This window comes from Brenneria uluponensis, assembly GCF_032395385.1.
Taxonomy (GTDB): domain Bacteria; phylum Pseudomonadota; class Gammaproteobacteria; order Enterobacterales; family Enterobacteriaceae; genus Prodigiosinella; species Prodigiosinella aquatilis.
The window spans coordinates 2,718,207-2,734,896 of sequence record NZ_CP135917.1; the positions used below are offsets into that span (position 1 = coordinate 2,718,207).

General features: G+C 44.4%; 17 protein-coding genes and 4 pseudogenes. 9 read left to right on the plus strand and 12 right to left on the minus strand.

Annotation, left to right across the window (positions count from 1 at the left end; genetic code table 11):
• Positions 1–9 precede the first annotated feature (9 nt).
• From RS889_RS12600 to RS889_RS12630, 7 genes and pseudogenes are all read right to left on the minus strand, one after another.
• On the minus strand, positions 10–1,893 hold the full coding sequence (locus RS889_RS12600; protein ID WP_315707508.1) for an FAD/NAD(P)-binding protein: 1,884 nt from the start codon (positions 1,891–1,893) through the stop codon (positions 10–12).
• Positions 1,890–3,086, minus strand: coding sequence for a pyridoxal phosphate-dependent aminotransferase (locus RS889_RS12605; protein ID WP_021015735.1), 1,197 nt, complete (start codon positions 3,084–3,086; stop codon positions 1,890–1,892). Before RS889_RS12605 ends, RS889_RS12600 begins: the two co-directional genes overlap by 4 nt.
• A 48-nt stretch (positions 3,087–3,134) precedes the next feature.
• The gene (locus RS889_RS12610) at positions 3,135–4,142 is read right to left on the minus strand and encodes a TauD/TfdA family dioxygenase (RefSeq protein WP_315707509.1); all 1,008 of its coding nucleotides are present in this window, start codon (positions 4,140–4,142) and stop codon (positions 3,135–3,137) included.
• 35 nt (positions 4,143–4,177) lie between these two features.
• Positions 4,178–6,115, minus strand: coding sequence for an aconitase family protein (locus RS889_RS12615; RefSeq protein ID WP_315707510.1), 1,938 nt, complete (start codon positions 6,113–6,115; stop codon positions 4,178–4,180).
• Positions 6,112–6,489, minus strand: coding sequence for a cupin domain-containing protein (locus RS889_RS12620; protein ID WP_315707511.1), 378 nt, complete (start codon positions 6,487–6,489; stop codon positions 6,112–6,114). Before RS889_RS12620 ends, RS889_RS12615 begins: the two co-directional genes overlap by 4 nt.
• A gap of 29 nt (positions 6,490–6,518) precedes the next feature.
• The gene (locus RS889_RS12625) at positions 6,519–7,070 is read right to left on the minus strand and encodes a TetR/AcrR family transcriptional regulator (RefSeq protein WP_315707512.1); all 552 of its coding nucleotides are present in this window, start codon (positions 7,068–7,070) and stop codon (positions 6,519–6,521) included.
• Between the two features lie 486 nt (positions 7,071–7,556).
• A pseudogene (locus RS889_RS12630) lies at positions 7,557–7,798 on the minus strand (IS256 family transposase); the annotation flags it as partial.
• Positions 7,799–8,375: 577 nt separating this feature from the next.
• Between RS889_RS12630 and RS889_RS12635 the strand changes: the two are divergent.
• From RS889_RS12635 to RS889_RS12645, 3 genes are read left to right on the plus strand one after another with little or no spacing between them, the layout of a single operon-like run.
• On the plus strand, positions 8,376–9,290 hold the full coding sequence (locus RS889_RS12635) for a TauD/TfdA family dioxygenase (RefSeq protein WP_315707513.1): 915 nt from the start codon (positions 8,376–8,378) through the stop codon (positions 9,288–9,290).
• A gap of 12 nt (positions 9,291–9,302) precedes the next feature.
• A complete protein-coding gene (locus tag RS889_RS12640) occupies positions 9,303–10,115 on the plus strand; it encodes a sulfite exporter TauE/SafE family protein (RefSeq protein WP_315707514.1) in 813 nt (270 codons plus the stop codon).
• Between the two features lie 2 nt (positions 10,116–10,117).
• A complete protein-coding gene (locus RS889_RS12645; RefSeq protein ID WP_315707515.1) occupies positions 10,118–10,693 on the plus strand; it encodes a GNAT family N-acetyltransferase in 576 nt (191 codons plus the stop codon).
• A 225-nt stretch (positions 10,694–10,918) separates the two neighbouring features.
• Here the strand turns inward: RS889_RS12645 and RS889_RS12650 are convergent.
• A pseudogene (locus RS889_RS12650) lies at positions 10,919–11,913 on the minus strand (transposase).
• A 182-nt stretch (positions 11,914–12,095) separates the two neighbouring features.
• Here RS889_RS12650 and RS889_RS12655 point away from each other — a divergent pair.
• The gene (locus RS889_RS12655; RefSeq protein ID WP_315707516.1) at positions 12,096–12,497 is read left to right on the plus strand and encodes a YybH family protein; all 402 of its coding nucleotides are present in this window, start codon (positions 12,096–12,098) and stop codon (positions 12,495–12,497) included.
• Between the two features lie 376 nt (positions 12,498–12,873).
• On the opposite strand, the gene RS889_RS12660 is transcribed toward RS889_RS12655, so the two are convergent.
• On the minus strand, positions 12,874–13,326 hold the full coding sequence (locus tag RS889_RS12660; RefSeq protein WP_315707517.1) for a hypothetical protein: 453 nt from the start codon (positions 13,324–13,326) through the stop codon (positions 12,874–12,876).
• A gap of 32 nt (positions 13,327–13,358) precedes the next feature.
• Positions 13,359–13,688: a hypothetical protein gene (locus RS889_RS12665; protein WP_315707518.1), complete on the minus strand. Its 330-nt coding sequence runs from the start codon at positions 13,686–13,688 to the stop codon at positions 13,359–13,361.
• Between the two features lie 518 nt (positions 13,689–14,206).
• On the opposite strand from RS889_RS12665, the gene RS889_RS12670 reads away from it, so the two are divergent.
• Complete coding sequence (locus RS889_RS12670; RefSeq protein ID WP_315707519.1) at positions 14,207–14,554, plus strand: hypothetical protein; 348 nt, start codon at positions 14,207–14,209, stop codon at positions 14,552–14,554.
• Between the two features lie 298 nt (positions 14,555–14,852).
• On the opposite strand, the gene RS889_RS12675 is transcribed toward RS889_RS12670, so the two are convergent.
• Both RS889_RS12675 and RS889_RS12680 read right to left on the minus strand, forming a co-directional pair.
• Positions 14,853–15,035 (minus strand): hypothetical protein, encoded by a 183-nt coding sequence (locus RS889_RS12675; protein ID WP_315707520.1) that lies wholly within the window; start codon positions 15,033–15,035, stop codon positions 14,853–14,855.
• A gap of 94 nt (positions 15,036–15,129) precedes the next feature.
• Positions 15,130–15,360, minus strand: a pseudogene (locus RS889_RS12680) (hypothetical protein); the annotation flags it as partial.
• Positions 15,361–15,384: 24 nt separating this feature from the next.
• Here RS889_RS12680 and RS889_RS12685 point away from each other — a divergent pair.
• The 4 genes and pseudogenes from RS889_RS12685 to RS889_RS12700 all read left to right on the plus strand — a co-directional run bounded on the left by RS889_RS12685 (position 15,385) and on the right by RS889_RS12700 (position 16,687).
• Positions 15,385–15,663, plus strand: a complete 279-nt coding sequence (locus tag RS889_RS12685) for a type II toxin-antitoxin system RelE/ParE family toxin (protein WP_021015725.1) — start codon at positions 15,385–15,387, stop codon at positions 15,661–15,663.
• Positions 15,663–15,947, plus strand: a complete 285-nt coding sequence (locus RS889_RS12690) for a HigA family addiction module antitoxin (RefSeq protein WP_315707521.1) — start codon at positions 15,663–15,665, stop codon at positions 15,945–15,947. The genes RS889_RS12685 and RS889_RS12690 overlap by 1 nt, the downstream gene beginning before the upstream one ends.
• A 51-nt stretch (positions 15,948–15,998) precedes the next feature.
• Positions 15,999–16,208: pseudogene (locus RS889_RS12695) on the plus strand (tyrosine-type recombinase/integrase); the annotation flags it as partial.
• A gap of 266 nt (positions 16,209–16,474) precedes the next feature.
• A complete protein-coding gene (locus RS889_RS12700; protein WP_315707522.1) occupies positions 16,475–16,687 on the plus strand; it encodes a hypothetical protein in 213 nt (70 codons plus the stop codon).
• Positions 16,688–16,690 lie beyond the last annotated feature (3 nt).

The following is a 16,690-nucleotide window of genomic DNA, read 5'->3' on the forward strand; positions in this document are numbered from 1 at the left end:
CCATTTTCTTCATTGTCTAATATCCTGATTCAGGTTCGGGACGACGGGTAAGGCCGTCAGAATGTGTTCTGCAATAGCATCCGCATCACAAATAAAATCCGTCCAATAGCCCGGACGACTACTCCCCGCAGACATAAACCATCGTGTGTGTTCACTGGGTATTCCGATAACATAGAGTTGCCGGACAGCTTCTCCCTGCTGGTTTAGAGGATGGAAAGGTGCACGTGTTACAGCGACGCCCCCGGTTACCACCCGTGTATTGCCATCGTCCGGCGTAAAGTTTTGCCAGATACCACGCCGGCAGAGTGCCCGGGTAAGCGGTGATATATCCCGTGCCAGATCCTGGGAAGGCACCCTGGCATCCAGGAGTGTCTGTACATGCCAGACGGCGCCTTCGACCTGTGGAGAGGTGAGTTCAAAACAGCCCGACGCATCATCACAGGAAATCTGCATATGTGGCCCGACGACATGCAGAATATTTGCATCTATCAGCGCCAGCATTTGTCTTGTGCGATACCGTGGTGGACCTGCGGAAAGCAACGCACTAACGGGAGAATAACGGTGGAGAAACGCATCCCTGAAGGATGACGGCGTCAATCCACCGAAGTCGACCACTCTGCGGACAAGGCCGCGCGTATCGCGCAGCGTATCCAGGGCAGCCTTCAGTGGGTTATCAACATTCCCTCCTTCGGCCTCCAGATAATCACGGACAAGCTCTTCGCGAAGTACGGCACGGAAATGGTCCGCTGAGATAAACTGGCGAGCACCGAACGGATCCCCAAGCTGATAAATATCCAGCGCAGGTAAGTCTGTAACACCAAAATTTCGAGCGATATCGGGAAGGGAGTCAAACGCCTCTTCAGGCAAGGACTGTATATAATGACGGAATTCAATTTCTGCCGATGCACCATAGCGCTGACGAATTACTGTTGCGTACCATGTCAGATTGACCTCTGCCATTAGCAGAGGTAACACCTCACGATCAAAGTCAACTTGTCCTCGCAGGGCAAGTGCCTCGGCATGCTCAGGTGTAAACAGAACACTCTCATAGCGAAAATTATGGTGCTTCTGATTCCGTCCACGGCCAGGAATCGGCAAACTACTCCGCGAACCGGCAATTAATTGAGGTTCACGACCCGACGGCAGGTAGCGCAGCGAACCGTCAGGTTGTTCTTTGAATTCGCCTCCTCGCGCGGTTGTCAACGCCGCCATTACATCCAAAAAAGAGAGTCCCAAACCCAGGATGCCGACATGACTCCCTGCCGGGATCGTATCCAGCGGCATATCTGCCGCCGAATCACCCTGGATCCAGTGCAGTCCTGGGTGGTTTTCAGCGAAGTTTTGCCATTGCTGTTCCTGAATTGAGAGCCGATTTTTAGGATGTCCGGTGGCAATGACGACGCGATCCACAGTCAGCGTCTTGCCATCCAGAAAATGTAAAGTTGCCTGCTGTTCGTCAACAGGAATGATATCGACAACCTCTGCTTGTCGAGGGAAAAAACGCTGTGTATCGGTGAGTGATTTTTTAATACAGTCCAGGACAAACTGCATGTATTCACCATAGAGTGCCCGTGGAGCCCAGGCATTGGTGCCAGGAAAATCATCGCGAGTCTGTTTCCACCAGATTGCCAGGGACGGTCCACTGCCAGGTCTGGCATTTTCGACATCTCCCTCGCCAGAAAAGGCGGACACCTCTTCGGCAACAGTGTTCATTACAAAGCAACTGTCTTGATCCTGGCGCCATATCCGCCCGGTTCCTGGATGCTGTTTGTCGATGTAGTGGATATCGATCTCGGCATTCGGCTGGCTCTGCAACCTGGCGGCTAAACGTTCCAGTACGGACAGCGCCCGTGGACCGTTGCCGATAATGGCAATACGTAGCGGCGTCGTCATGACACCTCCCGTAATACATCATATTTGGCAATAGACTGTGTGATGCTATCCATTGCAGCGACAATAGTTTCCATTGCTCCCGCAAAAGATAATCTGATCGCCATTGATTCTTCTTTGCCAAATGCGGTTCCGGGGGTTACAGCGACATGCGCATGGGTGAGCAACCAGTGCGTAAATGCCTGTGCATCTCCCATATCCAGCCCACTGATATCGGCATAGACATACAGTCCTCCCTCGGGGGCCCGGCATTCGATACCGTCTATCATATTCAGGCAACTGACCATAAAATCACGGCGTTTTCGGTATTCCGTTACCATATCAAGCATGGGTTGCCTATCACCTATTAGTGCGGCCAGTCCCCCTTGCTGGATAAATGAACCTGCGCAACCCACACTGTGTTGCTGTACCTTCAGCATTTCATTCAGCAGGTATTCCGGAGCGCAGAGATAGCCCAAGCGCCATCCCGTCATTGCCCAGGCTTTAGAGAAACCACTAATCGTTACCGTCCGCTCGAACATTCCAGGCTCGGCCGCAATGCTCCGATGAGGATCGGGAATGTAGCGTATGTGTTCATAGATCTCATCCATGACGACGAAAAGATCATGTTCCTGGGCAACCTGACAGACAGCCTGAATTTCATCCTCAGTAAGAATGCGCCCGGTTGGGTTATTTGGATTGTTGAGCAGTAATACACGCGTTTTGTTGGTGATACAGCTCTTCAATGCCTTACGGGTTAACTGAAACTGATTCTCACGCTTTAACGGTAAGGCAACTGCTTTTGCTCCAGCCATTTCAGCCATCGCTATATAACTCACCCAGCAAGGTGAAGGGATAACAATCTCATCTTCTGGATTAAGTAATGTCATCAGGGTAATAAATAATGCATGTTTCGCTGAGGGGGTAACGATAATATTTTTATCCCAACTAACAGGGAGATGATTTTCCTCAAAAAACTGATTAGCTATTGCTTTTAACAAGCTGGGAGATCCTTTGCTTGCTGTATAATGTGTAATACCATTTTTCATAGCTGAAACAGTAAAGTTTACTATATATTCAGGTGTGGCAAAATCTGGCTCTCCCCCACCCAAATCATAAATTACTTTACCTTCCGCTTTCATTAATTTCACTTTATCAAGAATGGCATAGGTTTCAGAAAGGCCTATGCGTTTAACACGATCGGCTACGCATCTCATATTAGATTTTCTGCTTTTAATAGATGGGAAAATTATTTTTATAACGAATTAATCATTAACACGTCCAAATATTCCGTTATCCCAGTAGTCCTTATACTGCGCTGCTTGTTTCTCGTCACGAAAGGCATATGTTTTTAATAGCCAGCGACGCGCAGCATTTTCTTTATTCTGAATATCAATTTTCTCCCGATTATGCAAACCATCCTGGTTAGCAAAAACCAACAGATCCCCCTGAATAATACGGTGGCGTTGTTTTTCTGCTTTTGTCATTGCCTGCATAAAAGCAATCAGTGCTTCTTTTGCCTGAACCGGAGCACATGGGGCAACCTGGGTCAATGTGTCCAAATAACGAATACTGTGATGGTTTTTAAGGATAGCATGGTCTGGCGAACTGATCTGACGGCTATTTGTCTCACGGGAATAAACATCAAACTCCGTTCTGTACCATGGCTGACGCAGTGCTTCCTGCAACTCTTCTGACAAATGCTTTATTAGCTCTTTGCCATCAATATAGCCGGTAAAAATCAGCTCTTCATCAGGACAACGCAAACCGAGTAGCGTGACAAAATCAGCACGTACCGCATGTGCTGTACGATCGTTGTGATAAACAAGTTCGCTGTCACTAAACCCGGTTAATTGTCCACTGTATTTCCGAATTGCAACGACATCAGTAAAGAAGTCTCCATTATGGCGACTGCCATATGCCAGAAGTGGTGTGCCTGTTAACAATGAAAAGGTTTCAAGTAATGCTTCACCAATAAACGTTTTTTTCTTTTTATATTTATCTGCAAGTGGATTGTCAGGGTCTAATTCCGGAATATCCGTATCTCGTGGACAATTACGTAAAACATGAATATCACTGATACCCTGTTTTCTTTCATCCTTTATTAAATTGCAAATATCAACAAAAAAGCGTGGCACTTTTTTTAATTGGCAAAGCTCACTGACTACATATTTAAATTCTTGATAGTGTACATAAGGACTTATAACAATTTGATTAAAAAAACGAGTTAATTGCTTATTCTCTTCATCTGAGAAATGATAAAAAGGCTTCATGATTTTTTGCATCCTGTCAATGGAATTGTAATTAATCAACCGTACTGAACTTTCAAATCATTGAATGAAATTATTTCACCCTTTATTGCACTGGCAACCACCGTAGAAGGACTGGCAAGCCAGACTTTTCCTGGTCCGGAACGTCCCGGGAAATTTCGATTAATCGCACTGATCGCTACTTGGTTGTTATTAATAGAGGAACCAGGGCCGCAATTTGCGCAGGCACCACAAGCAGGTTTCAATAATATTGCCCCGACTTTTTCGAAAGTCTCCAGATATCCTTGTTCGCGGCAATATTCATAAACATCCATAGTGCCAAATTGAAGATATAACATGACTTCTGATGAGCGTTTTTTCCCTCGCTGTACCGCCCAGTGGAGAACCTTATGATACTCATCAAAGTCATCCCGTTTGCCTGCAGTACATGATCCCCCGTAAGCAATGTCGATTTTTACGGGTTCAGTCAGTTGCGACAACGCCAGACCATTACCCGGATCGCCGGGATAAGCAACCATGGGGGTCAGTTCCCGACAGTCAATTTCTATAACGGAGGCATAACTCGCGCCTTCATCACTGCACATCCACGGTTCAATAGTGAAGTTAATACCACGACGCTCTTTCAGAAACGCAACCGTATTGGCATCAGGCGCAATCAGTCCGGACACACCGCCCAGTTCGGCAACCATGTTGGTCAGCGTGATACGATCATCAATAGATAATCGTTCAATAGTATCGCCACAGAACTCAAAGACCTTGCCAATCCCGTTGCCCTGACGGATCCATTCCGTAGCCAGCAGGCGAAGTATCATATCTTTTGCCCCGGTTCCTTCTGGCAAAATACCGGTGAAAACGACCCGCACGCTTTCAGGCAGCGTCAGACGAAAGGCTCCAGTTACCATGCTAGCTGCCATATCTGTGCTGCCAACACCGATGGCGAGGCAGCCCAATGCCCCACAATGCGGGGTATGGGAGTCAGTACCGATAATCAACTGGCCTGGCAGTGCATAGCGTTCAGCCATAAGGGCATGCGAGATACCTTCTGCGCCATCACCATCTGAATTATAACGGTGTGCATTAAGTCCCCATTCCTGGGTAAATGCCCGATGCACAGCCAGCAAATGTTCAAGATCGCCAGTTAATTGCTGTTCCACATGAACCTTACTTTGATACATGTAAGGAAGATGATCTTCGAAGGTAATGATCGATTCAGGCTGCCAAAGTGCCAGATCATGGCCAAAAGTGCGTTTTAACATATGGCCGCACATGGCGGTGTAGTATTCATGGATAAAACGCCAATCCGGGCGTAGTTGTACTACATTGCCTGAAGAATGCGTTTCAGCGAGTACATGGCGGGCGATAATCTTCTCGCATAACGTCATGGCTTTCCCTGCCATGACGGTTTCAGCCAGCTTTGGCTCGCCCTGCTGTTCCAGTTGTGTTTTCCACCAGGACAGCAGCCCACCAGACTGAATAATTCGACGAGAAGTCTCTTCTCGATCGGCAGTAATCTCCTCAAGCGTGATGGTTTCGCCTCGTTCCAGCCTGGCAATCAATCCCATGTCGGTCGATGTCAGCAGACCGATATTATCTGCATTCTGCCGATAGATACGCTCAAAACTTTCAGCGACTACCAGTTGGATCCCCGCCGCTTTTTCCGCTACCGGACTGTGTTCACGCGACGAGCCTTTACCGTAGCGCAAACCACCTACAACAATATTTATTCCGGCTTTTATAATGGCGTTTTTACCGATGGGGTTCTCGTTTCCGCATTTTAGTCCAGTCCAGGTAAAGCTCCCCAGTCGCTCGTCATAATATGCCAGCGCCGGAATGGGGGTAATTTCATCCGTTGAAATGTTATTGCGTAAAGGCCGGGAGGACGCCAGTGTTAATTCCTCCCCACGCAACTGAGCTGCGATTTTTTGAGGGTCCTCCGCCAGAAATAAAATTCTGGACTGCATCAGAATGGGTTTCATGCTACAGCACCCGTCAATTCTGACTCTACACGATCACCCCATGTTGCATATATCAGTGCACCCTGAGGTGTGCGCCAGGCATGCTGACTCCCTGGCGCATAACAGATAAGGTCACCTGGATGATAAACACCATTGTCGTCTTCAAATGATCCATCCAGAATCAGGAATGTTTCGTGTCCTTTATGGAAATGGGATTTTGCCGATGCTCCAGGAGCGCAATGCACCAGTGCAATGCGCTGTCCGGAATCATCATGGAAGATATCAAAAATGCGTGCGTTCTGGCGGCCAAGCGCACTATGTTCGTCCCATTTAATCGCATTAATGTCTTTAATCACCGAAAATAAATTCATGGTAACGGGTAAACCGTTATTCATTTCTTTTCTCCATAAGACCAGCATGACCTTTAGTTGAGCATTTCAGTCACTCCAGCGATGGCCTGTTTATAATAAGCTTCGGACTGTGTCGCCCGGGCAATAACAAACGCTCCCTGCATGACTGAAATAAGTGTTAATGCTGTATTTTTAACATTCAGATTGGCGGAGAACTCTCCGGATGCTTTACCGAATTCGAGTACTTTCTCTATCTCGCCAATCAACCATTCGAAATTATTTGCAATCGGTTCACGGAGTAAGTCATTACCGATAATTTCACTGTCCTGCGCCAATCCTCCCATTCGACAACCAGAAAGAATGTCGCGCTCACGCTGCAAGTAGTTCTCAATGCGTTCACGGGCACTTTTCTGGGTATGTAAAATTCCGGAAATCTCATGCTGCAATTCCTCGGCATTACGCAGAATTGTCTGACGAGCCAGATCTGCTTTACCTTTGAAGTGGTGGTACATGCTTCCCTGCCCTACACCAGAAACCTGCTGTATCTCTTTCGGGCTAGTGTTGGAGTACCCCTTCGTCCACAAAAGTTCTTGCATCGTTTTTATCAGTGCGTCTTTAGCTTTCATTTTGTACCTATTAGTATGTAAAATGGCAATCACAAAAAAATAAAAAGTTGTTAATTCTAAAATCATAAAGTTTGTCTATTGTTAATTTTATGTTTACTTTTGTGTCCAGCATAAAAAACCATTCCTTCATCCTTATGTGCGAGCGATCACAGTTAAGTGTCTTAACATCAATGCGTTTACTAACACAGCATTGGTAACAGTAAACGTCTTGGTAGTGTGTCTGATTGAGGTTGTTTTTCATTCCACCCTGCTCCTTAGCATGTAACAAAAATGGAAACTTTCGGAAGTGTAGCATGCTCAGAAAATAGGCTAAGCAGTCAGATGGCGAGCAAAACGAGGATGGAGTAATGGTGTTTGAACGACGCTCAACCCGATTTTGTCATAGTCTTTGTTAAATATATTATCGAAGCTCCTCACGAAGCACCATTCTGTAGATCTCAGGCACATGTTGAGAGCGTTAATAATTCTGTATCACGTTAAAACTCACTACAACGTAATCACTTTATTGAGGCAACCTTCAAAATAAATCACTAAGCGGGACAATGTCAAATTTCAGCTCTGGATCGGCATTATCCATTTTTCCCGCGCACGCATCCGCCCCAGACAAAGTAACATTAACATGTTGTTTTAATTAGTTAAAATGCCATTTTTATCAACTTTATAAATTGACGATACACCGATTCAATCGCATGTGTCGTGTAAATCACGTTACGGATAGTCGGCGGATGGGGGGCAAGCATTTTACTTAAAATGGCATCCTTGCGAGCCTGAGGTAAACGCGACATGAAGATACTCCTGCCCCCTGGATTGAGGATGAAATTCCGAAAAAGGGATCTTCTCAACTACTCTGACACGGGGGGCCTGAAAGGGAATCCCACTCCTGAGTCACGAAGTGCGAAGGTGGGGGAGAATGTCAAATATGACAAGCATGAATATTATTAGCATAAAAATATTATCATCATGAGAACAACTGCACACTTATCCTTACGTCTAAAAGACCCTATAATTTGTTGACATGCTAAAAAAGCGGTCTTTTTTAGTGATAAATATCACACTTTTTGTAAATTTTATGTAAATAAAAACATATATTTTATACAGTCTCCCGCCTTTATTTTTTCATACGGTATTACTCCCCCTGTCTTGATACACCTGTAATGTGTAGGTTATAAATTATAACGTTAATTTGTTATTACTTACGATTAACCAGTTTTAGTTTAGAGGGCGATATAAACACGAAAGAATATCACTTACAGTAAACTAGTAATTTAGACACATTAATGGAAGCTTTAAGACAAGGGTTGTTACATGAAAAATGGACTTATACTTGCTATAGCTGATCAAGTTCACGATGCGCTTCCTGTTCCGGTGGATCAATTCAGAAAGAGACTTGATGAGGAATATTTTGTTATATGGAAATTACCACACTTCAGAACTGAAACACTTACAGAAACTCCGGTCCTCCCAAGTTATGCCGACTACGTAGAATCAAAAAATGCAGACTTGCATGGTGCCTATTTGTCTGCACATTTTGAAGCAGGCCTGTGGCCTGTTGTTTACGAGGGGGAGAATGACGGGCATCTCATTCGTCATGTTTGTCCGATGATGCATTCAGAAAATAAAATCAGCTCGCAGGGAGCTAAACATGATTTTTATCCGCACGTTGATAACCCCGATTTGTCTATAACTGGAGAGGTACCCTCAAGGCTATTCGGTTGTTGTCCGGATACCTTAACGTTGCTGTGTTTACGTAAAGAGCCTGGCGTTAATACCAGTCTGTTGAAACTAGATCAGATTGTGTCTCAACTTTCTGAAAAAATGCTTAATACACTAGCACAACCGCTTTTTATAATCAGACGGCCAGCAAGTTTTTCTACATCGTCTTCAGTCGAGGGGGTACCTGTTATTGTCAATAAAGACGGGACTTGGTACTCGCGCTTCGACTGGCACAATACAATTGGTATGACGCCTGAAGCAGAACTAGCGCTAGAAAAAATCCGTTATCTTACACTTGAGCGCGATCTTTGGTTCGACGTACCTCTTGAGCCAGGTGATGCTGTTACATTCTTGAATCAAAGAACCCTGCATACACGCAATGCCTTCGAACCACGGTTTGATGGTTCTGACCGATGGCTACTCCGAATTTTCGGAATGAAAACTCGTCCATTAGAAACGCAACTCCTTGATCCGAATCGCTGTCTTCATCATTTACGTACACTGTAAGGGACATTCAGAATGTTTGAATTTGTGAATCACTCAATTTTTGTTGAGGGAAGTATTATTGCCCGATATCTTGTCGTTGGCATATTGTTGTTAATGATCGCTTCATTTGTGGCAGGATATATCGATGCGATTGCAGGAGGTGCAGGATTAATCCTTATTCCAGCTTTTATTCTTACGGGACTGCCACCACAACTTGCATTGGGTCAGGAAAAGCTTGTCAGCACTATCGGAACGATAGCGGCAATTAAAAACTTCATCAAAAATAAATCGGTGATATGGACCGTAATTCCTGCAGGGCTAATATCCGCTCTCGCTGGTGCCTATGTCGGTGCAAAGGTGATACTACTCCTTCCAGCCGAAACATTGTCTATTGTAATTGTGGGGCTACTTCCAGTTGGATTAATTGCAGCCACTGTAAAGGGGAAGATAAAGGAATCGACTGACAAACCGATAAGAACGAGTTTTATTGCTGTTTTTATCGTTTGTTTTATCGTCGGATTCTATGATGGTTTCTTCGGCCCGGGTACCGGAAGTCTGTTCATCATAGCCTTAACTGTCATAAATAAATTTGGATTATTACAGGCCTCGGCAACAAGTAAAATATTCAATTTCTCATCCAATATTGGAGCATTCGTTGCGTTTGCTATCGCCGGAAAAATGGCTTACTTGATAGGTATTCCGATGATTGCCGCCAGTCTGATTGGCAATCATATTGGTAGCATGCACGCAATTAAAACAAACGGAGAAATTATCCGAAAAGTTCTGTTTGTTTCCGTTGGAGCTATGATGGTGACTCTTTCCATTAAATACTTTGTAGGAATGTAAGCATGACTATCGAATCCGGTAATACTACAGTACGTCTGGCGAATAAAAATGATATTCAGCAGGTAAAAAAACTGCTCGAACGTTATCATGCCAAAAATCTTGAAGGTGAACAGCGGGAAAATGGTTTTGTCACCACCGATATGACAGAGGAGCAACTGACTGCACTGTGTGAAAGTGAACAGGGCGTGGTGATCGCAATCGATAAGAACAGCAACAACGTTATAGGACTGCTTTTAGGTGCGTCATGGCAGTTTCTGCAACCGTGGCCAATGTTTGATTATATGGCTAGCATTCTGAAAGAGTATTCATTTCAGGATAGAGCACTGGATGCAAAAAGTTCTTATCAGTATGGTCCTATTTGTATAGCTGACGAGTTCCGTAGTTGCGGAATTGGTGAGCAGCTTTTAGCTTATCAGCGTCGGGTTTTCGCTGCACGTTATTCCGTAACTGTTACCTTTGTTAACGAACTCAACCCCCGTTCGTATGCCTTCCATTCCCGTAATAAATTTGAAGATATCGGATTCTTCAACTTTAACGGTAATAAATACCACATGATGGCGCTACCAACATTTGACTGACCTCCTCCCCGCCCTTTACTGTTGTCTTGGATAACTTTAGGGCGGGGAAGGATGGCTCAAGCGCCCGCAAGGGCGCTATTGCGGCAAAAGCTTTGTAAGCACCAGGAATGGTTTTAATGTCCGGCCTAGGCGTCCTGCTTGAGATTAAGAGGTGCCACTCCCCGTCCTTCTTTACGTGTCAATACCGATTGAATTGTGGGTCTTCCGCAACTTGGGTGGAGCCCTTTACGCCAGAGGGCTCATTACTCGTCGTCGCAGTAACTCGAAGCTGGCCCGGCCATACATCTGCCGTTTTAGCATTCTCAGGCGATTTACATGCCCTTCGACTACACCGTTACTCCATCTGCTGGTAATAGCTTCACATATTGCTGCTGCATCAGCTTCCATCCCGGCTGCAACACGCTGAAGCTCAACAGGGCCGTTTTCGCTGACATGAGTGAACCATTTGCCTAGCTGTGGCTTGTTTTTGGTTTTCAGGATCTGGTAGAAGTCCAGCGCCAGTTGCTGCGCTATTTTCAACTGCGGTTCTTTTTCACACATCAGCCCGATGAAGCGGGAAGCATAATTTTTTTCGCCCCTTATTATTCGCCAGGGCATCAACCAACGGCTCACGCGCGAAGCTGATGGAAGCCTGGCTGGCGCAGTAACAGATGCGCTCCCGCCTTTACGCCATCGGTATCAAGATTGACTATTAACGTGCCGTAACGGTGACCCCGATGCCATGCCCATTCGTCGATACCAACATGGGGCGTGCCTGCCGGTTTCGGCTCCGGGGTATTGATCACCCTGCGAAGAAGAGTATCTGCACTGCTACAGAGACCAACTGCCGTTGCCGCCCGCCTTCCTGCCTCACCTCCCGCTATTAATCCCAAGTGACGCTGTAAATTTTGTAACGCCAGCGAAGACTGCTGCCGTGAACCTGCGAAGGGAGCCAACGACTCGGCAAAAATTTTGCGTGGACAGGCCGGGTTACGACAGTACCAGTGGCGGATGGAAAATATCAGCCATAGAGCCTGGCCTGAGCAGGGTAGATGCTGTATCCGGCGCCGGCGACAACTATGAACAGAGTCGCTGCGCTTAAGGCATTCAGGACATAGTGCTGTTTTGCGTTTGCCACGGAGATGGAGGGTTATACCATCAGGACTAATAACTTGTCGGCCGTATTGCCATCCGCAAGGTAACTGTAAAAGTGTCTTAAGTGAGGGCATTGCGTTATCCATAACTTAAAACAGCTTAGATCCTTGTTAACTAGAAAGTTTCATCAATATTTCTCCACCCAAGTTGCGGAAGACCCATTTTTACATCGGTACTAACAGTTATCAAACGGCACCCGCTGTTTTTATTGCTCCTCCGGCCGGAATATAGCACTCTGGGTTATCAACTTTACTAGCCAGGTGTTTTTATGGATCATCCGGTTAAAAAATTAATACAACATGCAGATATCGCTATAACAGCGGAGGATTTCGATACCTTAATGACCTTCTACTCCGATGATGCCGTACTGATTATCAAACCAGAGTTGCAAGCAGTGGGTAAACAGCAGATTAAAAAAGCTTTTATCGCTATCGCTGAATACTTCAACCACAGCATTGAAGTCAGCCAGGGTGACATGATGGTTATAGAATCTGGCGATACGGCATTGGTTATTATGGAAACAATGCTGAAGACTCAAGATATACATGGTATCCAGAATGACATAACCCGCAAGGCAACCTATGTCTTTCGTAAGTACGATGACGAGAAATGGCTATGTGTTATTGATAACTCCTACGGTACTGACCTGCTAACCAATACACATGAATAAAATGACAATAAAAAACCGCTCCGGTGAAATACCCAAGATATAAGGCTTACTTAATCAAAGCGACGAGGTTAATTTTTCAGTGTTTTTGTGTGGCTGTGGTCGTTTCACTGGCTCCAGCGTTGTTGGATACTCCAGCGCATTACCTGGTATTTTAGCCCCAGTCCCCGGCGGCCAGCTCATTATCCAGTATCTGATCACCTGGAGAGGCTTATAGGGCATGTGAGTTCACGCTAATCAGATAACATAAAACCCACCGTCAGGTGGGTTTTATGACTTGTTGAATAAATCAGATTCAGTGCAAATTCCCGGCGATAAATACATCTCAGGCAACAGGCGAATTATTAGGTTGCACTTACCGCTTACGACGACAAAATTATTACCACACACTCTCTTTTCCATCTATTACATATTTCAGTATATATTCAGTTGGTGATGTAGGGATCTTGGTATTTTTCTTATATTCCATATAACTTTCTACCGTCATCCATTTATGTAACCACCACACATGCTCTGGGCCAGCTGTAAAAAAAACCTCATTTGTAACTGGGTTAATGAGGGTAAAACTAATTTCTTTCTTATGCTGATGATCCGGCCACCACATTTTAGGCTGCCAGCTTTTGTAATAAATTCCAACTTCAGCGCCAAACCCACCCACGAGCCCCGGCATGTAAGATGGACAAAAACCCTTCCAGAGTTGGATTACCACATCACGACCATTAATCTTTGTGTCAATAACCTTAGTGTCATATTCAGGCCAATGCATTAGGGCCGTGCATGGGAAATGCTCTGCTAAACCTTCAGGAGGAAGCTCAGTGAATTTATAACTCATTATTTTCCCCTTTTTATATTTACTTTCTATATTCAAAGATTGTGTGTAGTAGTCAATAAAAATGGGCCATCTTTTTCAAGTTTAACGGCTTTGTTGAATAAATCGAACTTTTGGTCACTATTAGTGATTAGATCACTCGCTTCCTGATGACATCCTGGCATTCCGTAGCAAAACAGGCATGCAAAATTATCCAACTGAGAAAAATACAGCAAGGTGCGTATCGTCTGCTGGTTGGCTCCTACTTTTAAACTCTGGCATTCGGTGTCGATTTTCACTGACCGTGAGACAACCCGCCAGCCGACCACCTGATATTCCAGGTCTATAATTTTCGGTTGGCAACGCACCCTTTCCAGCTGTTCCATTTCAGTGGGGATAACCAGCATATTGCGACACGGTTGTTAGACAATACCCAATGCAGCCAGAATGACGTTGAGTTTTCCCTATTTTCCTGTTTTTTTGTCATCGGTGTTGAAATTCATGACATTCTCCTTTATTTTTAGGCCGTTAGTTAGTTCAACTCTATCTGACTACTTCTCAAAAGTGACAGTGTGCGGTTAAATGCTATCTATAACATACGAACAAATATGCACCATTCGTCAATGCCTGGACTACATATAAACAGTCTCTACCTTGAGTAAGTGAACGTTTATAGCCTGCAATTTAATTTTCCTCTGGAGGATAGCCAAATTATGGGAATGGCCAGGTGAACATTGAAATTTCACCAAAAATTTATTTGGGATGATGCAAAAAAGACACGTGCAAAAGAATTCTTCTCGAGAGAAGTATAGGCGCACGGCGGCTTCCACTGAGAAAACCCTGGGTTGATTTAGATGTGAGCCAGACAATCTACTTTCAGAAAAAAAAGAGGATGTTAACTATAATGGCAACGAGAATTAAAATGGAAAACCTCAAAACGGGCGAGTGTGTGGATGGTTTTTATGGCTATTCATGGACGAGTCTTTTCTTTGGTTTTCTTCCCGCGTTGTTCCGAAAAGACTTCATTACTTTTATTGGTTATTTCGTTATATGGGCGATATTAGCCACATTTACCTTAGGTGTGGGTAGTCTTCTAGTGACCTTAGCGTGGTCTTTCATCTATAACAAATACTATACGACGAATTTGCTGAAGAAAGGCTTTGCCTTTGCTGGCAATCATACTGAAAACGAGATAGCCGCAGGTCGTATCGGGGTAAAACTGAATTCTCAGAATTGTTTGACCGTCTCCTGAGACCAGCCAGTCTCTATCAGATAACAGCCTCATATCTATGGGGCTGTTTGTCTAATCCCGTAGATCCAGTGACACAAATCCTGCCTGACGACGGGGTTTTATACGAGACAGACGTTATTCTTGCGTTAAATAGAGAGAATCATTAAACGCATCTTTCTGTTCTTTCAAATAATCTCAACCGCAGTTATTGCGGCACTATAAGTGCCTGTTCCTACAGGGATATCAACGATCTTAGTCCCAATGTTCAGTATAAAATCTGGTTTGTACTTGCTGGAATATTTTACTGCTGTGGTTATCTCTAATTTAGCCGGGACGTTGAGGCTAATACTTTCCGGTAGCGCTTTTTAGCATCATCTTTTTTAGCGCCATTAATTGCATCAGTAAATTCCTGGATTTTATACTTAATAGCACTCTTATAATCATCGGCATTACCTTCTGGCATCAAGAAATCATTTGCGCTTTTGTCTTCAAATGTCTTCAAAAATCATTTCTACCGATATGTGGACAAGCTAAGAGCAAAAATTCACTGATATATTGAGAGTCCACCTGTAAGCATCCTGGTAAACCGAACCATTCAGATAATCAACCAGTAACTGAGTGCGGCGGTGCTCCTCTTCCAGATGTTCCCGTTCTTCTTTCCGTTTTGCGTAATACGTTTTCACGGTAAAAAATGCCGAGATAATAGCACCAATGGCAAAAATGTGGTCTTGAAGGCTTAGGGTAGAAAAAAATGCCAATGAGCCAGAGGTGGTTAATATAAAAATGAGTGTTGTGTTATACGCAACACCTGATATAGTGTTTCTCATGACGCAACAGCAGGAAAGCGATTAATGATTAAAAGCTTCAAGCATAAAGGGTTGCGTCAGTTCTTCGAAAAAGGCTCCACCGCAGGAATAGACGCAAAGCAAGCTGGGAAAATCAGACTTCGTCTCGCGGTTATTGATGCAGCGGAAGAGATAAAGGATATTGACCGCCCTGGCTACAGTCTCCACCCGTTAACCGGAGACAAAAAAGGGCAATGGTCCATAACCGTCACAGGGAACTGGCGCATTACATTTGAATTTATCGATGGGAATGCCTACATCGTTAATTATGAGGATTACCACTGATGACTATGCATAATCCCCCGCATCCGGGGGAAATTATTGCCGAAACCTTAGAAGAGTTGGGTGTAGGTATCAGAGAACTCGCCAGAGCACTCGGTGTAGCGCCTTCCACTGTGCAACGTCTTGTTGCGGGTAATGCTGCTATCAGTCCTGAAATGGCAATAAAGCTATCTGCCGTTCTGGGTAGCTCGGCGAAGTTCTGGCTAAACCTTCAGGACAACTACAGTCTATGGGTAGCTCAGCAGACCGTTGACACGTCAACCTTGCACAAACTTGTTGCTGCATGATAAGAGGCCACTACGGTGGCCTTCATGTAATTACAGGATGCTCTAAAATTGATGACAAAAGGATTTGTAACAGCGAGGAACGCGACAGGGAACACTTTTGATGAAAATCCACCGACATTTCATGAGATAAGAAGCCTGGCTGGCAGATTATATGAGAAAGCATATGGAAAGGAATTCGCTCAGAAGCTACTGGGTCACAAGTCAGCAAAAATGACCGATAAGTATCTGGATACAAGGGGAAAGGAATACACTTATCTGTAAAAGGCCGGATATCGAATTTCGGACAAATTTCGGACATTTTCGGACAAATGAAAATAAATCGTTTAAAATCAATGTATTAAAAAAAGACCGAATACGATTCCTATAGCTGAGAAATTATAAATATATTTTTATATATCAATTAGTTACGATGATTTTTGAGCTTTAGGCACCTATCAATACCATTATTATATGATCAATAATATCAAATGCTTATAAAGCATTTAGGAAAAATTCGGAAAATTTTCGTTCAACCTATAAGGATATATATGTCATCTACCATCTTTACTATTTGTTTAATTATGGCCGCCGTCATGATCACTATTCACCCGGTATTTTCGATTCCTTTTATCATCGGTGCATTTCTGATAACCAGCAAAGGAAATATGGAAATGGACAGCGCTACCAGCATCATTGTAGGCATTGCCGGTACTCTATTTTTGCTGTCCTTTATTATGATCATTCGCAGTTGGTTGAAGTAATAA

What these genes read in the sequence shown, in the direction of transcription:
- RS889_RS12600 (WP_315707508.1), bottom strand. Translation starts at nt 1,893, where the DNA reads ATGACGACGCCGCTACGTATTGCCATTATCGGCAACGGTCCACGGGCG.
- RS889_RS12605 (WP_021015735.1), bottom strand. Translation starts at nt 3,086, where the DNA reads ATGAGATGCGTAGCCGATCGTGTTAAACGCATAGGCCTTTCTGAAACC.
- RS889_RS12610 (WP_315707509.1), bottom strand. Translation starts at nt 4,142, where the DNA reads ATGAAGCCTTTTTATCATTTCTCAGATGAAGAGAATAAGCAATTAACT.
- RS889_RS12615 (WP_315707510.1), bottom strand. Translation starts at nt 6,115, where the DNA reads ATGAAACCCATTCTGATGCAGTCCAGAATTTTATTTCTGGCGGAGGAC.
- RS889_RS12620 (WP_315707511.1), bottom strand. Translation starts at nt 6,489, where the DNA reads ATGAATAACGGTTTACCCGTTACCATGAATTTATTTTCGGTGATTAAA.
- RS889_RS12625 (WP_315707512.1), bottom strand. Translation starts at nt 7,070, where the DNA reads ATGAAAGCTAAAGACGCACTGATAAAAACGATGCAAGAACTTTTGTGG.
- RS889_RS12635 (WP_315707513.1), top strand. Translation starts at nt 8,376, where the DNA reads ATGAAAAATGGACTTATACTTGCTATAGCTGATCAAGTTCACGATGCG.
- RS889_RS12640 (WP_315707514.1), top strand. Translation starts at nt 9,303, where the DNA reads ATGTTTGAATTTGTGAATCACTCAATTTTTGTTGAGGGAAGTATTATT.
- RS889_RS12645 (WP_315707515.1), top strand. Translation starts at nt 10,118, where the DNA reads ATGACTATCGAATCCGGTAATACTACAGTACGTCTGGCGAATAAAAAT.
- RS889_RS12655 (WP_315707516.1), top strand. Translation starts at nt 12,096, where the DNA reads ATGGATCATCCGGTTAAAAAATTAATACAACATGCAGATATCGCTATA.
- RS889_RS12660 (WP_315707517.1), bottom strand. Translation starts at nt 13,326, where the DNA reads ATGAGTTATAAATTCACTGAGCTTCCTCCTGAAGGTTTAGCAGAGCAT.
- RS889_RS12665 (WP_315707518.1), bottom strand. Translation starts at nt 13,688, where the DNA reads ATGGAACAGCTGGAAAGGGTGCGTTGCCAACCGAAAATTATAGACCTG.
- RS889_RS12670 (WP_315707519.1), top strand. Translation starts at nt 14,207, where the DNA reads ATGGCAACGAGAATTAAAATGGAAAACCTCAAAACGGGCGAGTGTGTG.
- RS889_RS12685 (WP_021015725.1), top strand. Translation starts at nt 15,385, where the DNA reads ATGATTAAAAGCTTCAAGCATAAAGGGTTGCGTCAGTTCTTCGAAAAA.
- RS889_RS12690 (WP_315707521.1), top strand. Translation starts at nt 15,663, where the DNA reads ATGACTATGCATAATCCCCCGCATCCGGGGGAAATTATTGCCGAAACC.
- RS889_RS12700 (WP_315707522.1), top strand. Translation starts at nt 16,475, where the DNA reads ATGTCATCTACCATCTTTACTATTTGTTTAATTATGGCCGCCGTCATG.